Source organism: Actinomyces weissii (genome assembly GCF_016598775.1).
GTDB classification, from domain to species: Bacteria; Actinomycetota; Actinomycetes; order Actinomycetales; family Actinomycetaceae; genus Actinomyces; species Actinomyces weissii.
Genome location: NZ_CP066802.1, coordinates 1,765,995 through 1,779,517 on the forward strand (window position 1 = coordinate 1,765,995; position 13,523 = coordinate 1,779,517).

Genomic DNA, 13,523 nt, shown 5'->3' on the forward strand with positions numbered 1-13,523 from the left:
GGCACCGGTGCCGCACTCAGCCGTGGGCCGTCCTGGCTCCAGGTCACTCCACGTGGTCCAGCAGCACGCTGCCGCGGGACGGGGCCTTAGTGCCGATCCGGATGCCGCCCTCCAGGGCCTCCAGGGCCCGGGGGACGCGCCACTCGTCGTCGGTGTGCAAGGTGAGCACCGGCTGGCCCTGACGCAGGACCTGGCCGGGCTTGGCGTGGATCTCGATCCCTGCCGCCGCCTGGACCGGGTCCTCCTTGACCGCCCGGCCTGCACCCAGCCGCCAGGAGGCCACGCCTACGCAGAGCGCGTCCAGGCTCTCCAGGACCCCGTCCGCGGTGGCCAGCACCTGGTGGCTGTGCCGGGAGGTGGGCAGGGCCGCGTCCGGGTCACCGCCCTGCTCACGGATCATGGCCCGCCAGCGGTCCATGGCGCGCCCGTCCTTGAGGGCCGCCTCCACGTCGGCGTCAGGCTGGCCCGCCATCTCCAGCATCTTGCGGGCCAGGGCGAGGGTCAGCTCGACGACGTCCTGCGGGCCGCCGCCAGCCAGCACCTCCACGGACTCCTCCACCTCCAGGGCGTTGCCGACCTTCAGGCCCAGCGGCGTGGACATGTCGGTGAGGAAGGCGAAGGTGCGCACCCCGGCGTCCTTGCCCAGGTCCACCATGGCCTGGGCCAGCTCGCGGGCTGAGCTGAGGTCCTTCATGAAGGCCCCGGAGCCCACCTTGACGTCCAGCACCAGGGAACCGGTGCCCTCGGCGATCTTCTTGGACATGATGGAGGAGGCGATCAGCGGGATACAGTCCACGGTGGAGGTGATGTCCCGCAGGGCGTAGAGCTTCTTGTCCGCCGGGGCCAGGCCCGCGCCCGCGGCGCAGACCACGGCGCCACAGCCCTGGCCCAGCTGGTGGAGGATCTCCTCGTTGGACAGGCTGGCCCGCCATCCGGGGATGGCCTCCAGCTTGTCCAGGGTGCCGCCGGTGTGCCCCAGGCCCCGCCCGGAGAGCTGGGGCACGGCCACCCCGAAGCAGGCCACCAGGGGGGCCAGCGGCAGGGTGATCTTGTCGCCCACGCCACCGGTGGAGTGCTTGTCGGCGGTGGGGCGGCCGATGCCACTGAAGTCCATGCGCTCACCGGAGTCGATCATCGCCTGGGTCCACTGGGCGATCTCCTCCCGCTCCATGCCCCGCAGGAAGATGGCCATGGCCAGGGCCGCCATCTGCTCGTCCTTGACGGCTCCCCGGGTGTAGGCGTCCACGGTCCAGGCGATCTGCTCCGGGCTGAGCCGACCGCCGTCCCGCTTGGTCCGGATGACGTCGACGACGTCGAACTGCTCCATCTTCTCCCTCTTCCTTCTGGGGCCTAGGCCCGTTACTCGTGTGGCTGGCGTGTCAGTGCTGACGGAAGGTACTGGTGGGGACCAACGTCAGGTCCGTGGGCTCAAAGCCCTCAGGCAGCACCTGGCTCATGGGCATGACGGCCGAAGGCATGCGCACCAGGCACCCGGGGCCGCCGTGCTCAAGGATCAGCTGGCGGCAGCGCCCGCAGGGGACCACCGGCTCCTCGTTGCCGTTAACGCAGGCCACGGCCACCAGCCGCCCCCCGCCGGAGAGGGCCAGGGCCCCGACCATGGCGCACTCGGCGCACAGGCCCAGTCCGTAGGAGGCGTTCTCCACGTTGCAGCCCACCACCACCTGCCCGTCGGTGGTGAGCCCGGCCGCTCCCACCGGGTAGCCGCTGTAGGGGCAGTAGGCGTGACGCATCGCCTCCACGGCGGCCGCGGTAAGCGCCTCCCAGTCGATCTGCATACCTGTCAGCTCCTTGTGCTCACTTCACGTAGGGGACGTTCTCTGCCGCCGGGGGCCGCGACTTGCCCACGAACCCGGCCACCGCCACGATGGTGACGACGTAGGGGATCATGGCCACCAGGTCGGAAGGGATGCTCGGGGCCACGTTGGGCAGCATCCGGGCCACCGCCTGGGCGAAGCCGAACATGAGCGCCGCCCCCATGGCCCCCAGCGGGTGCCACTTACCCAGGATCATGGCCGCCAGGGCGATGTAGCCGTTGCCGGCGGAGATGTTGTCGGTGAAGGACAGCACCGAGCCGAGGGTGAAGAAGGCACCACCCAGCCCGGCGAAGGCCGAGCCCAGGATCGTGTTCAGGGCCCGCGTGCGGTTCACGTTGATGCCCACGGTGTCCGCGGCCCGGGGGTGCTCGCCGCAGGCCCGCAGGCGCAGGCCCCAGCGGGAGCGGAACAGGTAGACGGTCAGGAAGGCGACCGCCAGGTACATCAGGTAGACCAGGATCGTCTGGTTGAAGAGCATCGGGCCGACCACCGGGATCTCTGAGAGCCCCGGGATCTTGATGGGTGCCAGGGAGAACTGGTTGGTGTTGAGCCTCTCAGGGACCTTCTTCATGACCGTCTGGTAGAAGAAGGTGGTCAGGCCCAGGGCCAGCACGTTGAGCACCACGCCGACGATGATCTGGTCCACGCCGTAGCGCACCGCGAACAGGGCCAGCAGGCATCCCAGCAGCGCGCCCGCCAGGGGCGCCGCCACCAGCCCCATGTAGGGGGTGCGGAAGTAGGAGGCGGCCATGACACCCGCGAAGGCCCCCACCAGGAGGTCACCTTCAATGGCGATGTTGACCACGCCCACGCGCTCCGAGACCACGCCGGACAGGGACCCGAAGATCAGGGGCGTGGAGATCGCGATCGTAGAGACCAGCACCGAGGTCAGGGTCAGGGCCGCAGACGAGCCGGTGGCCGCGAAGACCAGGAAGCCCAGGACCGTGGAGAGGACCGCCAAGGACATGACGGCGACCTCCACCAGGCGGGGGACCCTGATACGCAGGATGGTGCTGGCCCAGCCCCAGAGGCACAGGACCGTCATAACGATCAGCAGGAACACCAGGATCCTGGGACCGGAGGTCACGATGTCCGGGATGGCCAGGCTCTGGGACTTGTCACGCAGACGTATCGTCACGTCCCCCTTGGCAGAGTAGGCCATGAAGCCGAGCAGGACGGTGGCCAGTAGGTAGATGACCGGGATCTTCCAGGCGCGCCTGGTCTGCACCTCGGTGCTCGCAGTGGTGGCGGTAGTCATCGGGCCTCTCCCTTCGGCTCTAAGGAGGCATCGCTGCCCTTGTCGTCAGCAGGCACCTGCCTGGCGGTCCCCGGCTGGACGCCGGTGCTCCCAGCCCCGGCTCCCAGGGCGGCCAGCTCCTGGCCCAGGCTCAGGCGCCTAGGGGTGGGCAGGCGGAACAGCCACCGCACCAGTGCCGGGGCGGCGATCAGCAGCACGATCACCGACTGCAGGATCAGGATCATGTCCACCGGCACCCCCTTGGCCTGCATGGTGTAGCCACCGGCCTTGAAGGCCCCGAAGAGCAGCCCGGAGGCCAGGGTGCCCAGGGGCTTGTTACGGCCCAGCAGGGCCACGGTGATCGCGTCGAAGCCGATGGACCCGGCCACGCCCCGCGAGACGTAGCCGATGGTGCCCAGAGCCTCGTTGGCGCCGGCCAGCCCCAGGAAGGCACCGGAGATCGCCATGGTCAAGGTGGTGATCCCACCCACCGGGATGCCGGCGGTGCGGGCGGCGTCCGGGTTGGCTCCTACCGCCCGCACCTGCAGGCCGATGGTGGAGCGGTCCAGCAGCCACCAGAAGACGACGACGGCCAGCGCGGCCACGAGGATCCCCGCGTGCAGCTTGAAGGGGGCGGGCAGCAGCTTGATGAAGGCGGCGCTCTCCGCCACGTTAGGCGTCTGGGGCTGCTTGGAGCCAGGCACCTGCCAGGACTCCTGGGACAGTGCGTAGCCCAGAGCCAGGAAGGCGATGGAGTTGAGCATGATCGTCACGATCACCTCGTTGGCGCCGGTACGGGCCTTGAGCAGCCCGGCCAGCCCGGCGTACAGGGCCCCGGCGAGCATGGCCATGAGCAAGGCGACCAGGGTGTGCACCACCGGTGGCAGGCTCAGGGAGAATCCCACCCAGACGGCGGCCATGGCCCCCAGGATCACCTGCCCCTGCCCGCCGATGTTGAACAGTCCCGCCCGGAAGCCGAAGCCCAGGCCCAGGCCGCCGATGATCAGGGGGATCGCGTAGAACAGCGAGTCCGTCAAGGGCTTGACCTGTCGCTGCGTGGTGGCGGCGGTCGGGTCGAAGACCGCCCCGCGGAACATGGCGAAGTAGGCCTCCCCCACGGAGGCGCCCGCCATCACGATCAGGATCGCCCCAAGTGCGAAGGAGATGAGCACCGCCAGCACCGAGACGAAGGGCTTGGAGCTGAGCAGGTGCCGCAGGACCACCAGGGCCTTGGCTGCTCTCATCTGGTTCATAGCGCTGTCTCCTGTCCGGGACGCTGCACGCTGGTGGCGTCCGCCGTCGTGGCCTGGGAGGCCAGGGCCTCTTCCTGCGGCACCCCGGCCATCATCAGGCCCAGGGCCTCGCGGGAGGTGTCTGCCGGGACCAGGCCGACTATCCGCCCGCGGTACATGACCGCTATCCGGTCCGCCAGGGCGATCACCTCGTCCAGCTCGGAGGAGATGAGCAGCACCGCCGCGCCCTGGTCACGCACCTCGACGATGCGCTTGTGGATGAACTCGATAGAGCCCACGTCCACGCCCCGGGTGGGCTGGTTGGCTACCAGCAGCTTGAGGTCCTTGGAGATCTCGCGGGCTACCACGACCTTCTGCTGGTTGCCGCCGGACAGGGAGGAGATCGGGTCCTCGATGCTGGTCAGGCGGATGTCGTACTCGTCCCTCTTCTCCTGGGCGTTGCGCGCGATCGCGCCGAGCCTCAGCAGCGGCCCCCGGGAGAAGGCCGGGCTCTTGAACTGGTCCAGCACCAGGTTCTCGGCGATCGAGAAGCCGGCGATGATGCCGTCAGTGGTGCGGTCCTCCGGGATGAAGCCGATCCCGGCGGCCAGGGAGCGGGCCGGGTTGGTGCGGGTGATGTCCTGCCCGGCCAGGGTGATGGTGCCTGACTCCGGGGCGTGCAGGCCCAGCACCACCTCCGCCAGCTCGGTCTGGCCGTTGCCCTGGACGCCGGCGACGGCGACGATCTCACCCCGCCCGACGCTGAGGCTGACGTGGTCCAGCAGCGTGGTGCCGGAGGGGGACAGCAGGGAGACGTCCTGGAAGCTCAGGCCGCCGCCGCTGGGGCTGGCGGGGGTCTTCTCCACCCGCATCATGATGGAGCGGCCCACCATCTTGTTGGCCAGCTCGGCCTCGCTGTCCTGCGGCGAGGCGGTGCCGACGACGGCGCCGCGACGGATCACCGTGATCTCGTCGGCGACGGCGCGCACCTCCCGGAGCTTGTGGGTGATGAAGACGATGGAGGTGCCCGCCTGGGCCAGCTGGCGCATGATCTCCATGAGCTCATCGGTCTCCTGCGGGGTCAGGACCGCGGTGGGCTAGTCGAGGATCAGCACCTTGGCGTCGCGGGACAGGGCCTTGACGATCTCCACCCGCTGCTGGGCGCCTACGGGCAGGTCCTCGATCAGGGCGTCGGGGTCCAGGTCGAAGCCGAAGCGGGCCGAGACCTCCTGGACGGTCCGGCGGGCCTGGGCCACGTCGATCAGCGCGGCCTTGCCCAGGGGCTCGTAGCCCAGGGCGATGGACTCGGCGACGGTGAACACCGGGATGAGCATGAAGTGCTGGTGGACCATGCCCACCCCGGCGGCGACGGCGTCGCCCGGCCCCCTAAAGACGACCGGCTGGCCGTCGATGAGGATCTGGCCCTCATCCGGCTGGTGCATGCCGTAGAGGACATTCATCAACGTGGACTTGCCCGCCCCGTTCTCCCCCAGCAGGGCGTGGATATGCCCTTCCCTGATGGTGAGGTTGATGTTGTCGTTTGCCACGAGGGGACCAAATCTCTTGGTGATCCCTCTGAGTTCCAGTTCCACGGCCGCCGGCCCTCCTGCTCACCTAGTGCTGCTTACCGCGTGACGCGGACGAAGGAGCCTGAGGGCGTGGCGGAGCCTCCTCCGCCACGCCCTCAGGTCACGCTCACTTGGGGGTGTTCTGCGACTCGACCTTGAGCTCGCCGCTCTTGATCTGCTCGGTGAGCTTGTCTACCTCGGCCTTGAGCCCCTGGGGGACCTTGGAGTCAAAGTCGTGGTAAGGGGCGATGGACACGCCGCCGTTGGCCAGGGAGCCGACATAGGGCTCAGAGGTGAACTTGCCCTCCACCGAGTCCTTAATGGCCTGCTCCACGGAGGCCCCGATCTCCTTCTTCACGGAGGTCAGGACGATGTCCTTGTAGTCGGGGTTGGCCTCGTACCAGTCGGAGTCCACACCGATGATGTAGGTGTCACCGTCCGCCTTGGCGGCGGCGGCGGCTCCCAGGCCCACCGGGCCAGCCACGGGCATGATGATGTCCGCGCCCTGGTCGATGAACTGCTGGGCCTGCTGCTTGCCCAGGGCCTGGTCGTCGAAGCTGTTGGTGAAGGCCCCGTTCTGGGTGGCCTTGTCCCAGCCGAGGAGCTGGACGCTGGCGCCGTGGGCCTTGTTGTAGGCGTCCACGCCGTCGGCGAAGCCGTCCATGAAGATGTTGACGGAGGGCAGCGGGATACCTCCGAAGGTCGCGACCTTGCCGCTCTGGGACATGCCAGCAGCGACGTAGCCGGCCAGGAAGGCGGCCTCAGCGGTGTTGAACAGCAGCGGACGGCCGTTCTCCAGGGTGACCGGCTGGTTGTCCGGGCCAGAGAAGCCGGAGTCCACCAGGGCGTAGTGCAGGTCCTTGTTGATGTCGGCGTTGGCGTGCAGCGCCTGCTCCAGCTTGAAGCCGACACCGATGATCAGGTTGCAGCCGTCAGAGACCATGGCCTCCACGTTGGGCTGGAAGTCGGCGTCCGAGGAGGACTCAGCGGTGTTGGTCTTGATGCCGAGGGTGGTCTCCGCGGCCTTGAGCCCCTGGTAGGCGGACTCGTTGAAGGACTTGTCGTCCCAGCCGCCGGCGTCGGAGATGGCGCAGGCCTTGAAGCTGCTCGCTTCCTTCCTGCCGCCGTCAGTGGAGGTGCCTCCACCACCGCACCCGGCGAGGGCGAGCGCGGAGATGCTCGCGACCGCAATAATCCTGGAGAGGGTCTTCATATCGTGTTCCTCCGGTTGGTTGTTCGCCCTTGAACAGGTGGGGGACGCAGCTGGGGTGCTGCCCCGTCAAAGCGATGGACACCCGTCGGGATTAACGAATGTCAATCTGTACTTTGACGCTTGACAAATAGTGTCGTCCGTCCTCCCCGGCCTGTCAAGCCAGCCGGAGACTCCGAGTATGTTCCCCCCACCTGCGAGGCGCCGTGGCCGGGGCGTCTGTCACCCCAGCTCCAGTGACTCTACCTGGGCCAGCAGCACCTCCAGAACCGCGCGCACCGCTGCGGAGGGGTCCGAGCGGGTCTCCCGGTGGCGCACCACAAGCTGGCGCGTGCCCAGCCCCGGCAGCCGGGACACCACCACCCCCTCGGGTACGAAGCCCGAGCGCACCGCCAGCTCCGGCAGCAGGGCGTGCCCCAGCCCCTGGCTGACCATGGCCAGCACCACGTCGTAGTCGTAGGCGACGTGCCGGGTCTCCAGCGGGACCGCGAGCTGCTGGGCCAGCCGGGTCAGGGCGAAGGCACCCGCCGTGTGGGGGTCCAGGTCGATCCAGGTCACCCCCGCCAGGTCCGCCAGGCTGCTGGGGGCCGGGCAGCCCGGGGGCACCACCACCAGCCAGGACTCGTCCAGCAGAGGCAGGTCCGCGGTGGCGCGGGGCGCGGGCGGCAGGGTGTGCTCGTCGCGCTCCAGGAGCACCAGGTCCAGCTCCCCGTGGCGCAGCCGCTTGAGGGCCGCCCGCTCCTCCACCTCCTCGACCACCAACTCAACCGCCGGGTAGGCGGCCTCCAGGGAGCTTAGGAGCGGCAGCAGCAGGGCCCGGATGGCGGTGGAGAAGGAGCCGATGCGCACGGTCCCGGCCGGGGCGGCGGCGTCAACGGCGGCCAGCTCCCGGCGGGCGGTCGCCAGCTCCACCTCGATGCGCTCCGCGGCGTCCGCCAGCACCCGCCCGGCCGGGGTCAGCGTGGCCCCCGCCGGTGTGCGGTTGAGCACGCGCAGACCGGTCTCCTTCTCCAGGAGCTTGATCTGCTGGCTCACGGCGGAGGGGGTCAGGCGCAGGGAATCCGCTGCCGCCACAACGCCTCCGGCCCGCTGCACGGCCAGCAGCACGTTGATGCGGTGGGGCGAGATGTTCACCCCCCGAGCATAGTTCAGTCTCACTACAGGCCACATGAAGGTCTATGTAATTGATCTTCAGGTTGGCGGTGCCCCAGGATGCCGCCTGTGACTGACGTGGTTGACCTGCTCATCGGTGTCGGCGGCTGGATCGGGGCCGCCGAGTTCCTGCTCGCCTACTTCCTGGTGTCCAAGGGCCGGCTCGCCGGGGACTCGCTGCGCTACCAGGCCCTGAACCTGTCCGCCTCCGTGCTGCTGCTGCTCAACTGCGCCCGCACCGGGGCCTGGCCCAGCGCGGTGGCCAACATCTTCTACGTGCTGGTAGGGCTGAACATCCTCATGACCGTCAAGCGCGCCTACATCGCCCAGCTGGCCCAGAACCAGGTGCAGGCGGCCGCCCAGTGGCGGGTCAGCGCCTGGTGGCGCCGGTCCCTCAGCGCTGCGCCACTCGGGCGGAGGCCTGGGCCCGCAGCGTGAAGCCCTCCGCGCCGATCACGCCCCAGGGCAGGAAGGGCGGCTGGGAACGCCCCCGTAGCTCCACCCGCACGCTGGCCCCGTCAGGGCTGGTGGCCCTGACCACCTCCACACCGGTCAGCCCGCCCTCTGTCCGCACCTGCTGCATGTAGGCGTGGACTGCCTGGCTGACCCCCGCGTCGTCCAGCGGCCGGTCCGCGTTGGCCCCCGTGCGCAGGTACTGGTCCTGGTCCACGTTGGCGACGGCGCTGGCCGCCGCCAGGTCCGCCAGGCCCGTAAGCCGCTTGAGGTCCAGGTAGACGGAGCTGACGGAGGCCACCAGCAGCACCAGGGCCAGGACGACCGCCAGCAGGCCCGTTCCCAGCAGCAGCACCTGCCCCTCCTCCGCCCGCAGACGCGCCCGCAGCCGCGCCCACAGGCGGCTAGCCGCCTCCCTGCCCCGGCTCACGGCTGCTCCGGTCCCGCTGGCAGGGACACCTGCTGCACGGCGTCCACCACGAGGACGTCCTGCCCCAGCCCGACCGCGCTGAGCACCGGCAGATCCACCCCGACCGCCACCCGTACCACCGCCTGTCCACCGGCGCAGCCCGGGCGCTCGCACTCCACCGTGAGCGCCCGGGCGGCCTCGTCGGCGTCGACGCGCTGGTCCGTGAGCGCCAGGACCACCGAGCTGCGGGCCAGGTCCAGGCCCTTCTCCCCCGGGTAGCTGATAAGCATCCGTGCCGCCGCCTGCGCCCCCGCCGTCGTGGCGAAGCTGGCCGCCTGCACCCCGGCCAGGGCCACCACCAAGTAGGCCACCGGCAGCAGCACCGCCACCACCCAGCCGACGAACTCCACCTGGGCGTTGCCCGCCTGGTCCCGCAGCCACCGGTCCCACCGGCGCGCGCGGCTCATGGCTGGCGCCCCGCACCGTCGGGGTCGCTGGTCAGCGCTGACTCGTCGACGGCGTGGGCCCTCACCCGCAGGGTCCCGGCGGGCCCCAGCAGCCCCAGCACCGGCAGCGGCGCGCTGGCCGTGACCTCCACGACCGCCACCCCGCCCCGGCTCACCCGCCGGACCTCCACCTGCTGCAGGTAGTCGTCTGTCAGGGCCTGGGCGACCAGCTCCGCGACCCGGGCGCGCCCCTCAGCCTCGGAGCCTCCCAGCAGGGCGGCCCGCCTAGCCCCCTCACCGGCTGCGTCCACCAGGACGTTACGGACGTGCAGTCCCAGGGCCAGCTGGAGCAGTCCCAGCCCCAGGGCCACCACCAGCACGGAGACCAGCGCGAAGTCCACCGGCGCGGACCCGCGCTCGCCACCCGACGACCGCCGCTCAGATCGCACCGGTGACCTTGGACATCGCCTGGGTGAACACGTCGGTCAGGGCGGGGCCCGCCACCGCCCACAGGGCCACCACCAGGCCAGCGGTCATCATCGTCACCAGCACCCAGCCGGGCACGTCCCCACGCTCCGCCCCCAGCCGGTGGCCCAGCATGCGCAGCCCTTTCCTGAGGTGTGTCAGTACCATTGGTCTCCTCCTTGGAGCGGTTTGTCAGGGTCGGTTTCCAGGTGCACGGGGCACCCGGTGATCTAGAGGCCTCACAGCCCCAGGCGCAGCACCAGCAGTCCCGGGAACAGGGCGAACATGACGGTGATCGGCAGGATCAGGAACACCACCGGCACCATCTGGGCGATCTCCCGGCGGCCGCCCTCCTCGATCAGGTGCCTGCGCGAGGCCTCCCGGGCGTCCGCCGCCTGGGCCCGCAGCACCTCCGCCAAGGGGGTGCCCCGCTCCAGGGCGGCGGACACCGCGTCAGCCAGGCGCGTGACGCTCAGGGCCCCCACCCGCTTGTCCAGGCGCCCTATGGCGGCCCCCAGCGTGCTGCCCGCACGCACGTCCGCCAGGGTCAGGGCCAGCTCGTCGATCAGGGCCCCCTGGCCCAGGCCGACGACACGCTCCATCGCCGCCACCGGCCCCTGCCCGGCGCCGACCACCAGCGCCAGCAGCTCAACCACGTCCGGCAGCTGGGCCTCGATAGCCGCCTGCCGGCGGCTGACCGTCTGGCTCAGCCACCAGTCGCGGGCCGCCGCCCCCAATCCCGCCGCCACCACGGCCAGGACCGCCACCGCCAGCAGGTTCACCGGACGGACGCTGCGCAGCAGCAGACCGCCCCCGGCCGCCACAGCCATGGCGGCCCCGGCCCACAGGACCTGCTGGAGCCGTACCTCCTCAACCGTCAGCGTGGTGCCGCTGCGCCCCAGACGCCGCCGCACTGAGGCCTCCGAGGAGCCGATCGACTCAAAGAACCGCCCCGCCGCACCCACCTGGCTCAGCAAGGCCGCAGAGACCGTGCGCGAGCCAGGGACCTGCCCAGCCGCAGCCTGGGCCCCACGCCGGAAACGCATGTAGGGGGCCACCCTCTCCGCCAGCCGTGGCCTACGGGCGCGCCAGGCGGACAGCAACAGCAGCACCCCGATCCCCAGCCCGCCTCCCGCGAGCGCACCCAGGTTCATCGCAGCACCCGTTCTTCCTCCGGCAGGCGCCCCAGACGCAGCATCAGCCAGTAGGCGAGCACGCTCGCCCCGGCCCCCGCCACCAGCACCAGGGCCCCGGTGGCGCTGGAGTAGGCTGCCGCCGCCTGGGGGCGGGTGGACAGCAGGGCCAGCACCAGCCAGGGGGCCGCCACCGCGACCTTGGCACCGTTGACCGTCCAGGACTGGCGGGCCTCCAGCTCGCCCCGGGTGCGCATGTCCTCCCGCAGCATCCGGGCCAGTGCACGCAGCAGGTTCCCTAGCTCCACGCCGCCCACCTCGTGGGCCAGGCGCAGCGCCTCCACGATCCGGTCAGCCACCGGGTCGGCGAAGCGGTCCTTCAAGCGGTCCAGGCACAGGTCGAAACGGGCGGTGGCGTTGTAGTCGGCCGCGAAGGCGGCGAACTCCGGGCGCACCGCCAGGGGGCCTTTCTCGCCCAACGCGGAGACCGCCTCCGGCAGGCTCATGCCTGCGCGCGTGCCCGAGACCAGCGTGTCCACCACCTCCGGCCAGACCTCCCGCAGGCTCGTACGGCGGGAACGTGCCCGCGCGGAGACCGCCCAGTAGGGGGCCAGCCCCGTAATCGTCCCGAATGCCAGGGCCACCGGCCAGGCCCGGGAGAAGCCCAGGAAGAACAGCCCCACCACCCCGGCCAGGGCCAGCGCCCCCAGCACGAAGGTCGTGGGACTGGTGCGTCCCACGCCCGCCTGTACCAGCAGGTCGGCCAGGTGCCTGGAGCCCGTCGGACGCCAGCGAGGTACCTCAGTGGTGAGGGACAGCCAGACCAGGAGCAGGCCGCAGCCTGCCAGCACGCCCGCGACCGCCCCCATCAGCGGCCCGCCTCTGCGCCGCGCAGCCGGTCACCGGCTTGCCGCCGACGTGCAGGTGCCTCAGGCCAGGCCCCGGGCTGCGGCCCCGGCGTCCAGGGTGACCACGAGGAAGCCGCGGCGACGCCGTCGCCAGCCAGGAGGGCCGCCAGGTCCGTGCCCGCCCGGGCGTAGCGCTCCGGGTGGGGCGGCTGCCCCTGCCCGCGCACCAGGCGGCCCTGTGCGTCCCGGTGGAACACCTCCGCCATCTCGATGACGCCCTCCTCCACCCGGCCCGGCACCGCCGCCACCTCCCGGAGGGTACGGCGGCCGTCGGCGTCGATATCCAGGTGGACCACCAGGTCCACGGCGGTGGCGACGGTGGGGACGATGAAGGCGGAGCCCACGTTCTCCCCGGCCAGCAGCGGCAGGGTGCACAGCTTGAGCACCGCCTCCCGGGCGGAGTTGGCGTGCAGGGTGGACATGGATGGGATGCCGGAGTTCATGGCGATCAGCAGGTCCAGGGCCTCCGCCTCCCGCACCTCACCTATCAGGAGCCGGTCGGGCCGCATCCGTAGGGCCTCCTTGACCAGACGGCGCAGCGTGATCTCCCCGACGCCCTCCAGGTTCGCGGCGCGGGTCTGCATGGCCACGCAGTCTCGGTTGGCCAGGGCCAGCTCAAAGACCTCCTCGCAGGTGATGACCCGCTGGCTGGCCGGGATGGCTCCGGCCAGGGCGCGCACCATGGTGGTCTTGCCTGCCTGGGTGGCCCCGGAGACCACGATGTTCAGGCCCGCTCGTACCGAGGCCTCCAGGAAGGCCGCCACCTGCGGGGTCAGGGAGCCCATCCGGGCCAGGTCACTTAGCCGGGCCGAGCGGGTGGTGTGCTTGCGTATGTTCAGCGCCCAGCTGGCGGAGGTGATCGGGGGGATGACCACGTGCAGCCGCTCCCCGGTGGGCAGCTGCGCGTCCACGAAGGGGCAGGACAGGTCCAGGCGCCGCCCGGAGACCCGCAGCATGCGCTCCACCAGCACCCGCAGCTCCCCCTCCTCCAGCAGGGTGGTAGTCAGCTCAGGGCGCCCGTTGCGGGCCACGAAGACCCGGTCCTCCCCGTTGACCCAGATCTCCTCCACCGAGTCGTCCACCAGGTAGCGCTGCAGGGAGCCCGCCCCGGCCAGGGAGTCGAAGGCGGCCTGCGCGGCGGCGTCGTAGTCGGCCAGGGGCGGCACCAGCCCGGCGTCGGCCCGGGACAGGTAGTCCGCCCCCGCCTCCGAGACCAGCGCCTCGAAGGCAGTGGCGTCGTGGAGCGGGTCTACGCCGCGTCGGCGCACCAGCTCACGCACCTCCGCGCTGAGGATTGCGGCTGCGTCCAAGATGACCTCTCAGTCAGTGTGCTCAGGGATTGGATTGTCAGGGACAGCTTGCTAAGGGCGCGTCAGCGCGCCCGTCCCGGTTGCCGGGGCAGGGGTGCCAGCTCCCGGGAAGCAGGTGAAAGGTTATGCCTACTTTCCGGCGCGCGGGGGCAGGCTGCCAGATCT

General features: G+C 70.8%; 14 protein-coding genes and 1 pseudogene. 1 reads left to right on the forward strand and 14 read right to left on the reverse strand.

Annotated elements, in window-relative coordinates:
- Window positions 1–43: 43 nt before the first annotated feature.
- The 7 genes and pseudogenes from JG540_RS07260 to JG540_RS07290 all read right to left on the reverse strand — a co-directional run bounded on the left by JG540_RS07260 (window position 44) and on the right by JG540_RS07290 (window position 8,216).
- Window positions 44–1,327: a thymidine phosphorylase gene (locus tag JG540_RS07260; protein ID WP_200274972.1), complete on the reverse strand. Its 1,284-nt coding sequence runs from the start codon at window positions 1,325–1,327 to the stop codon at window positions 44–46.
- Window positions 1,328–1,379: 52 nt separating this feature from the next.
- Window positions 1,380–1,796 (reverse strand): cytidine deaminase, encoded by a 417-nt coding sequence (locus JG540_RS07265; protein ID WP_200274973.1) that lies wholly within the window; start codon window positions 1,794–1,796, stop codon window positions 1,380–1,382.
- Window positions 1,797–1,815: 19 nt separating this feature from the next.
- On the reverse strand, window positions 1,816–3,093 hold the full coding sequence (locus JG540_RS07270) for an ABC transporter permease (RefSeq protein WP_200274974.1): 1,278 nt from the start codon (window positions 3,091–3,093) through the stop codon (window positions 1,816–1,818).
- A complete protein-coding gene (locus JG540_RS07275; protein WP_407648360.1) occupies window positions 3,090–4,316 on the reverse strand; it encodes an ABC transporter permease in 1,227 nt (408 codons plus the stop codon). The genes JG540_RS07270 and JG540_RS07275 overlap by 4 nt, the downstream gene beginning before the upstream one ends.
- A gap of 5 nt (window positions 4,317–4,321) precedes the next feature.
- Window positions 4,322–5,896: pseudogene (locus JG540_RS07280) on the reverse strand (ABC transporter ATP-binding protein).
- Window positions 5,897–5,999: 103 nt separating this feature from the next.
- Window positions 6,000–7,085, reverse strand: coding sequence for a BMP family lipoprotein (locus tag JG540_RS07285; RefSeq protein ID WP_200274976.1), 1,086 nt, complete (start codon window positions 7,083–7,085; stop codon window positions 6,000–6,002).
- Window positions 7,086–7,304: 219 nt separating this feature from the next.
- Window positions 7,305–8,216 carry a LysR family transcriptional regulator gene (locus tag JG540_RS07290; protein WP_200274978.1) on the reverse strand — a complete coding sequence of 304 codons (912 nt, stop codon included), beginning with the start codon at window positions 8,214–8,216 and terminating at the stop codon, window positions 7,305–7,307.
- Between the two features lie 87 nt (window positions 8,217–8,303).
- On the opposite strand from JG540_RS07290, the gene JG540_RS07295 reads away from it, so the two are divergent.
- Window positions 8,304–8,672, forward strand: coding sequence for a CBU_0592 family membrane protein (locus tag JG540_RS07295; RefSeq protein ID WP_234042734.1), 369 nt, complete (start codon window positions 8,304–8,306; stop codon window positions 8,670–8,672).
- On the opposite strand, the gene JG540_RS07300 is transcribed toward JG540_RS07295, so the two are convergent.
- From JG540_RS07300 to JG540_RS07330, 7 genes are all read right to left on the reverse strand, one after another.
- On the reverse strand, window positions 8,629–9,117 hold the full coding sequence (locus tag JG540_RS07300) for a glycosyltransferase (protein ID WP_234042736.1): 489 nt from the start codon (window positions 9,115–9,117) through the stop codon (window positions 8,629–8,631). The genes JG540_RS07295 and JG540_RS07300 overlap by 44 nt on opposite strands.
- Entirely contained in the window at window positions 9,114–9,563 is a 450-nt protein-coding gene (locus tag JG540_RS07305; protein ID WP_234042737.1) for a peptidase T4, read from the reverse strand. Before JG540_RS07305 ends, JG540_RS07300 begins: the two co-directional genes overlap by 4 nt.
- Window positions 9,560–9,943, reverse strand: a complete 384-nt coding sequence (locus JG540_RS07310) for a TadE/TadG family type IV pilus assembly protein (protein WP_200274981.1) — start codon at window positions 9,941–9,943, stop codon at window positions 9,560–9,562. The genes JG540_RS07305 and JG540_RS07310 overlap by 4 nt, the downstream gene beginning before the upstream one ends.
- A gap of 37 nt (window positions 9,944–9,980) precedes the next feature.
- Window positions 9,981–10,175: a hypothetical protein gene (locus JG540_RS07315; protein WP_200274983.1), complete on the reverse strand. Its 195-nt coding sequence runs from the start codon at window positions 10,173–10,175 to the stop codon at window positions 9,981–9,983.
- Window positions 10,176–10,246: 71 nt separating this feature from the next.
- Complete coding sequence (locus tag JG540_RS07320) at window positions 10,247–11,161, reverse strand: type II secretion system F family protein (protein WP_200274985.1); 915 nt, start codon at window positions 11,159–11,161, stop codon at window positions 10,247–10,249.
- On the reverse strand, window positions 11,158–12,009 hold the full coding sequence (locus JG540_RS07325; RefSeq protein WP_200274987.1) for a type II secretion system F family protein: 852 nt from the start codon (window positions 12,007–12,009) through the stop codon (window positions 11,158–11,160). Before JG540_RS07325 ends, JG540_RS07320 begins: the two co-directional genes overlap by 4 nt.
- Window positions 12,009–13,358, reverse strand: coding sequence for a CpaF family protein (locus JG540_RS07330; RefSeq protein ID WP_200274990.1), 1,350 nt, complete (start codon window positions 13,356–13,358; stop codon window positions 12,009–12,011). The genes JG540_RS07325 and JG540_RS07330 overlap by 1 nt, the downstream gene beginning before the upstream one ends.
- Window positions 13,359–13,523 lie beyond the last annotated feature (165 nt).

Excerpts from the sequence above, each read along its gene's own strand:
- JG540_RS07325 (WP_200274987.1), bottom strand. The coding sequence starts at position 12,009 with ATGGGGGCGGTCGCGGGCGTGCTGGCAGGCTGCGGCCTGCTCCTGGTC.
- JG540_RS07305 (WP_234042737.1), bottom strand. The coding sequence starts at position 9,563 with ATGAGCCGCGCGCGCCGGTGGGACCGGTGGCTGCGGGACCAGGCGGGC.
- JG540_RS07265 (WP_200274973.1), bottom strand. The coding sequence starts at position 1,796 with ATGCAGATCGACTGGGAGGCGCTTACCGCGGCCGCCGTGGAGGCGATG.
- JG540_RS07270 (WP_200274974.1), bottom strand. The coding sequence starts at position 3,093 with ATGACTACCGCCACCACTGCGAGCACCGAGGTGCAGACCAGGCGCGCC.
- JG540_RS07260 (WP_200274972.1), bottom strand. The coding sequence starts at position 1,327 with ATGGAGCAGTTCGACGTCGTCGACGTCATCCGGACCAAGCGGGACGGC.
- JG540_RS07315 (WP_200274983.1), bottom strand. The coding sequence starts at position 10,175 with ATGGTACTGACACACCTCAGGAAAGGGCTGCGCATGCTGGGCCACCGG.
- JG540_RS07275 (WP_407648360.1), bottom strand. The coding sequence starts at position 4,316 with ATGAGAGCAGCCAAGGCCCTGGTGGTCCTGCGGCACCTGCTCAGCTCC.
- JG540_RS07285 (WP_200274976.1), bottom strand. The coding sequence starts at position 7,085 with ATGAAGACCCTCTCCAGGATTATTGCGGTCGCGAGCATCTCCGCGCTC.
- JG540_RS07320 (WP_200274985.1), bottom strand. The coding sequence starts at position 11,161 with ATGAACCTGGGTGCGCTCGCGGGAGGCGGGCTGGGGATCGGGGTGCTG.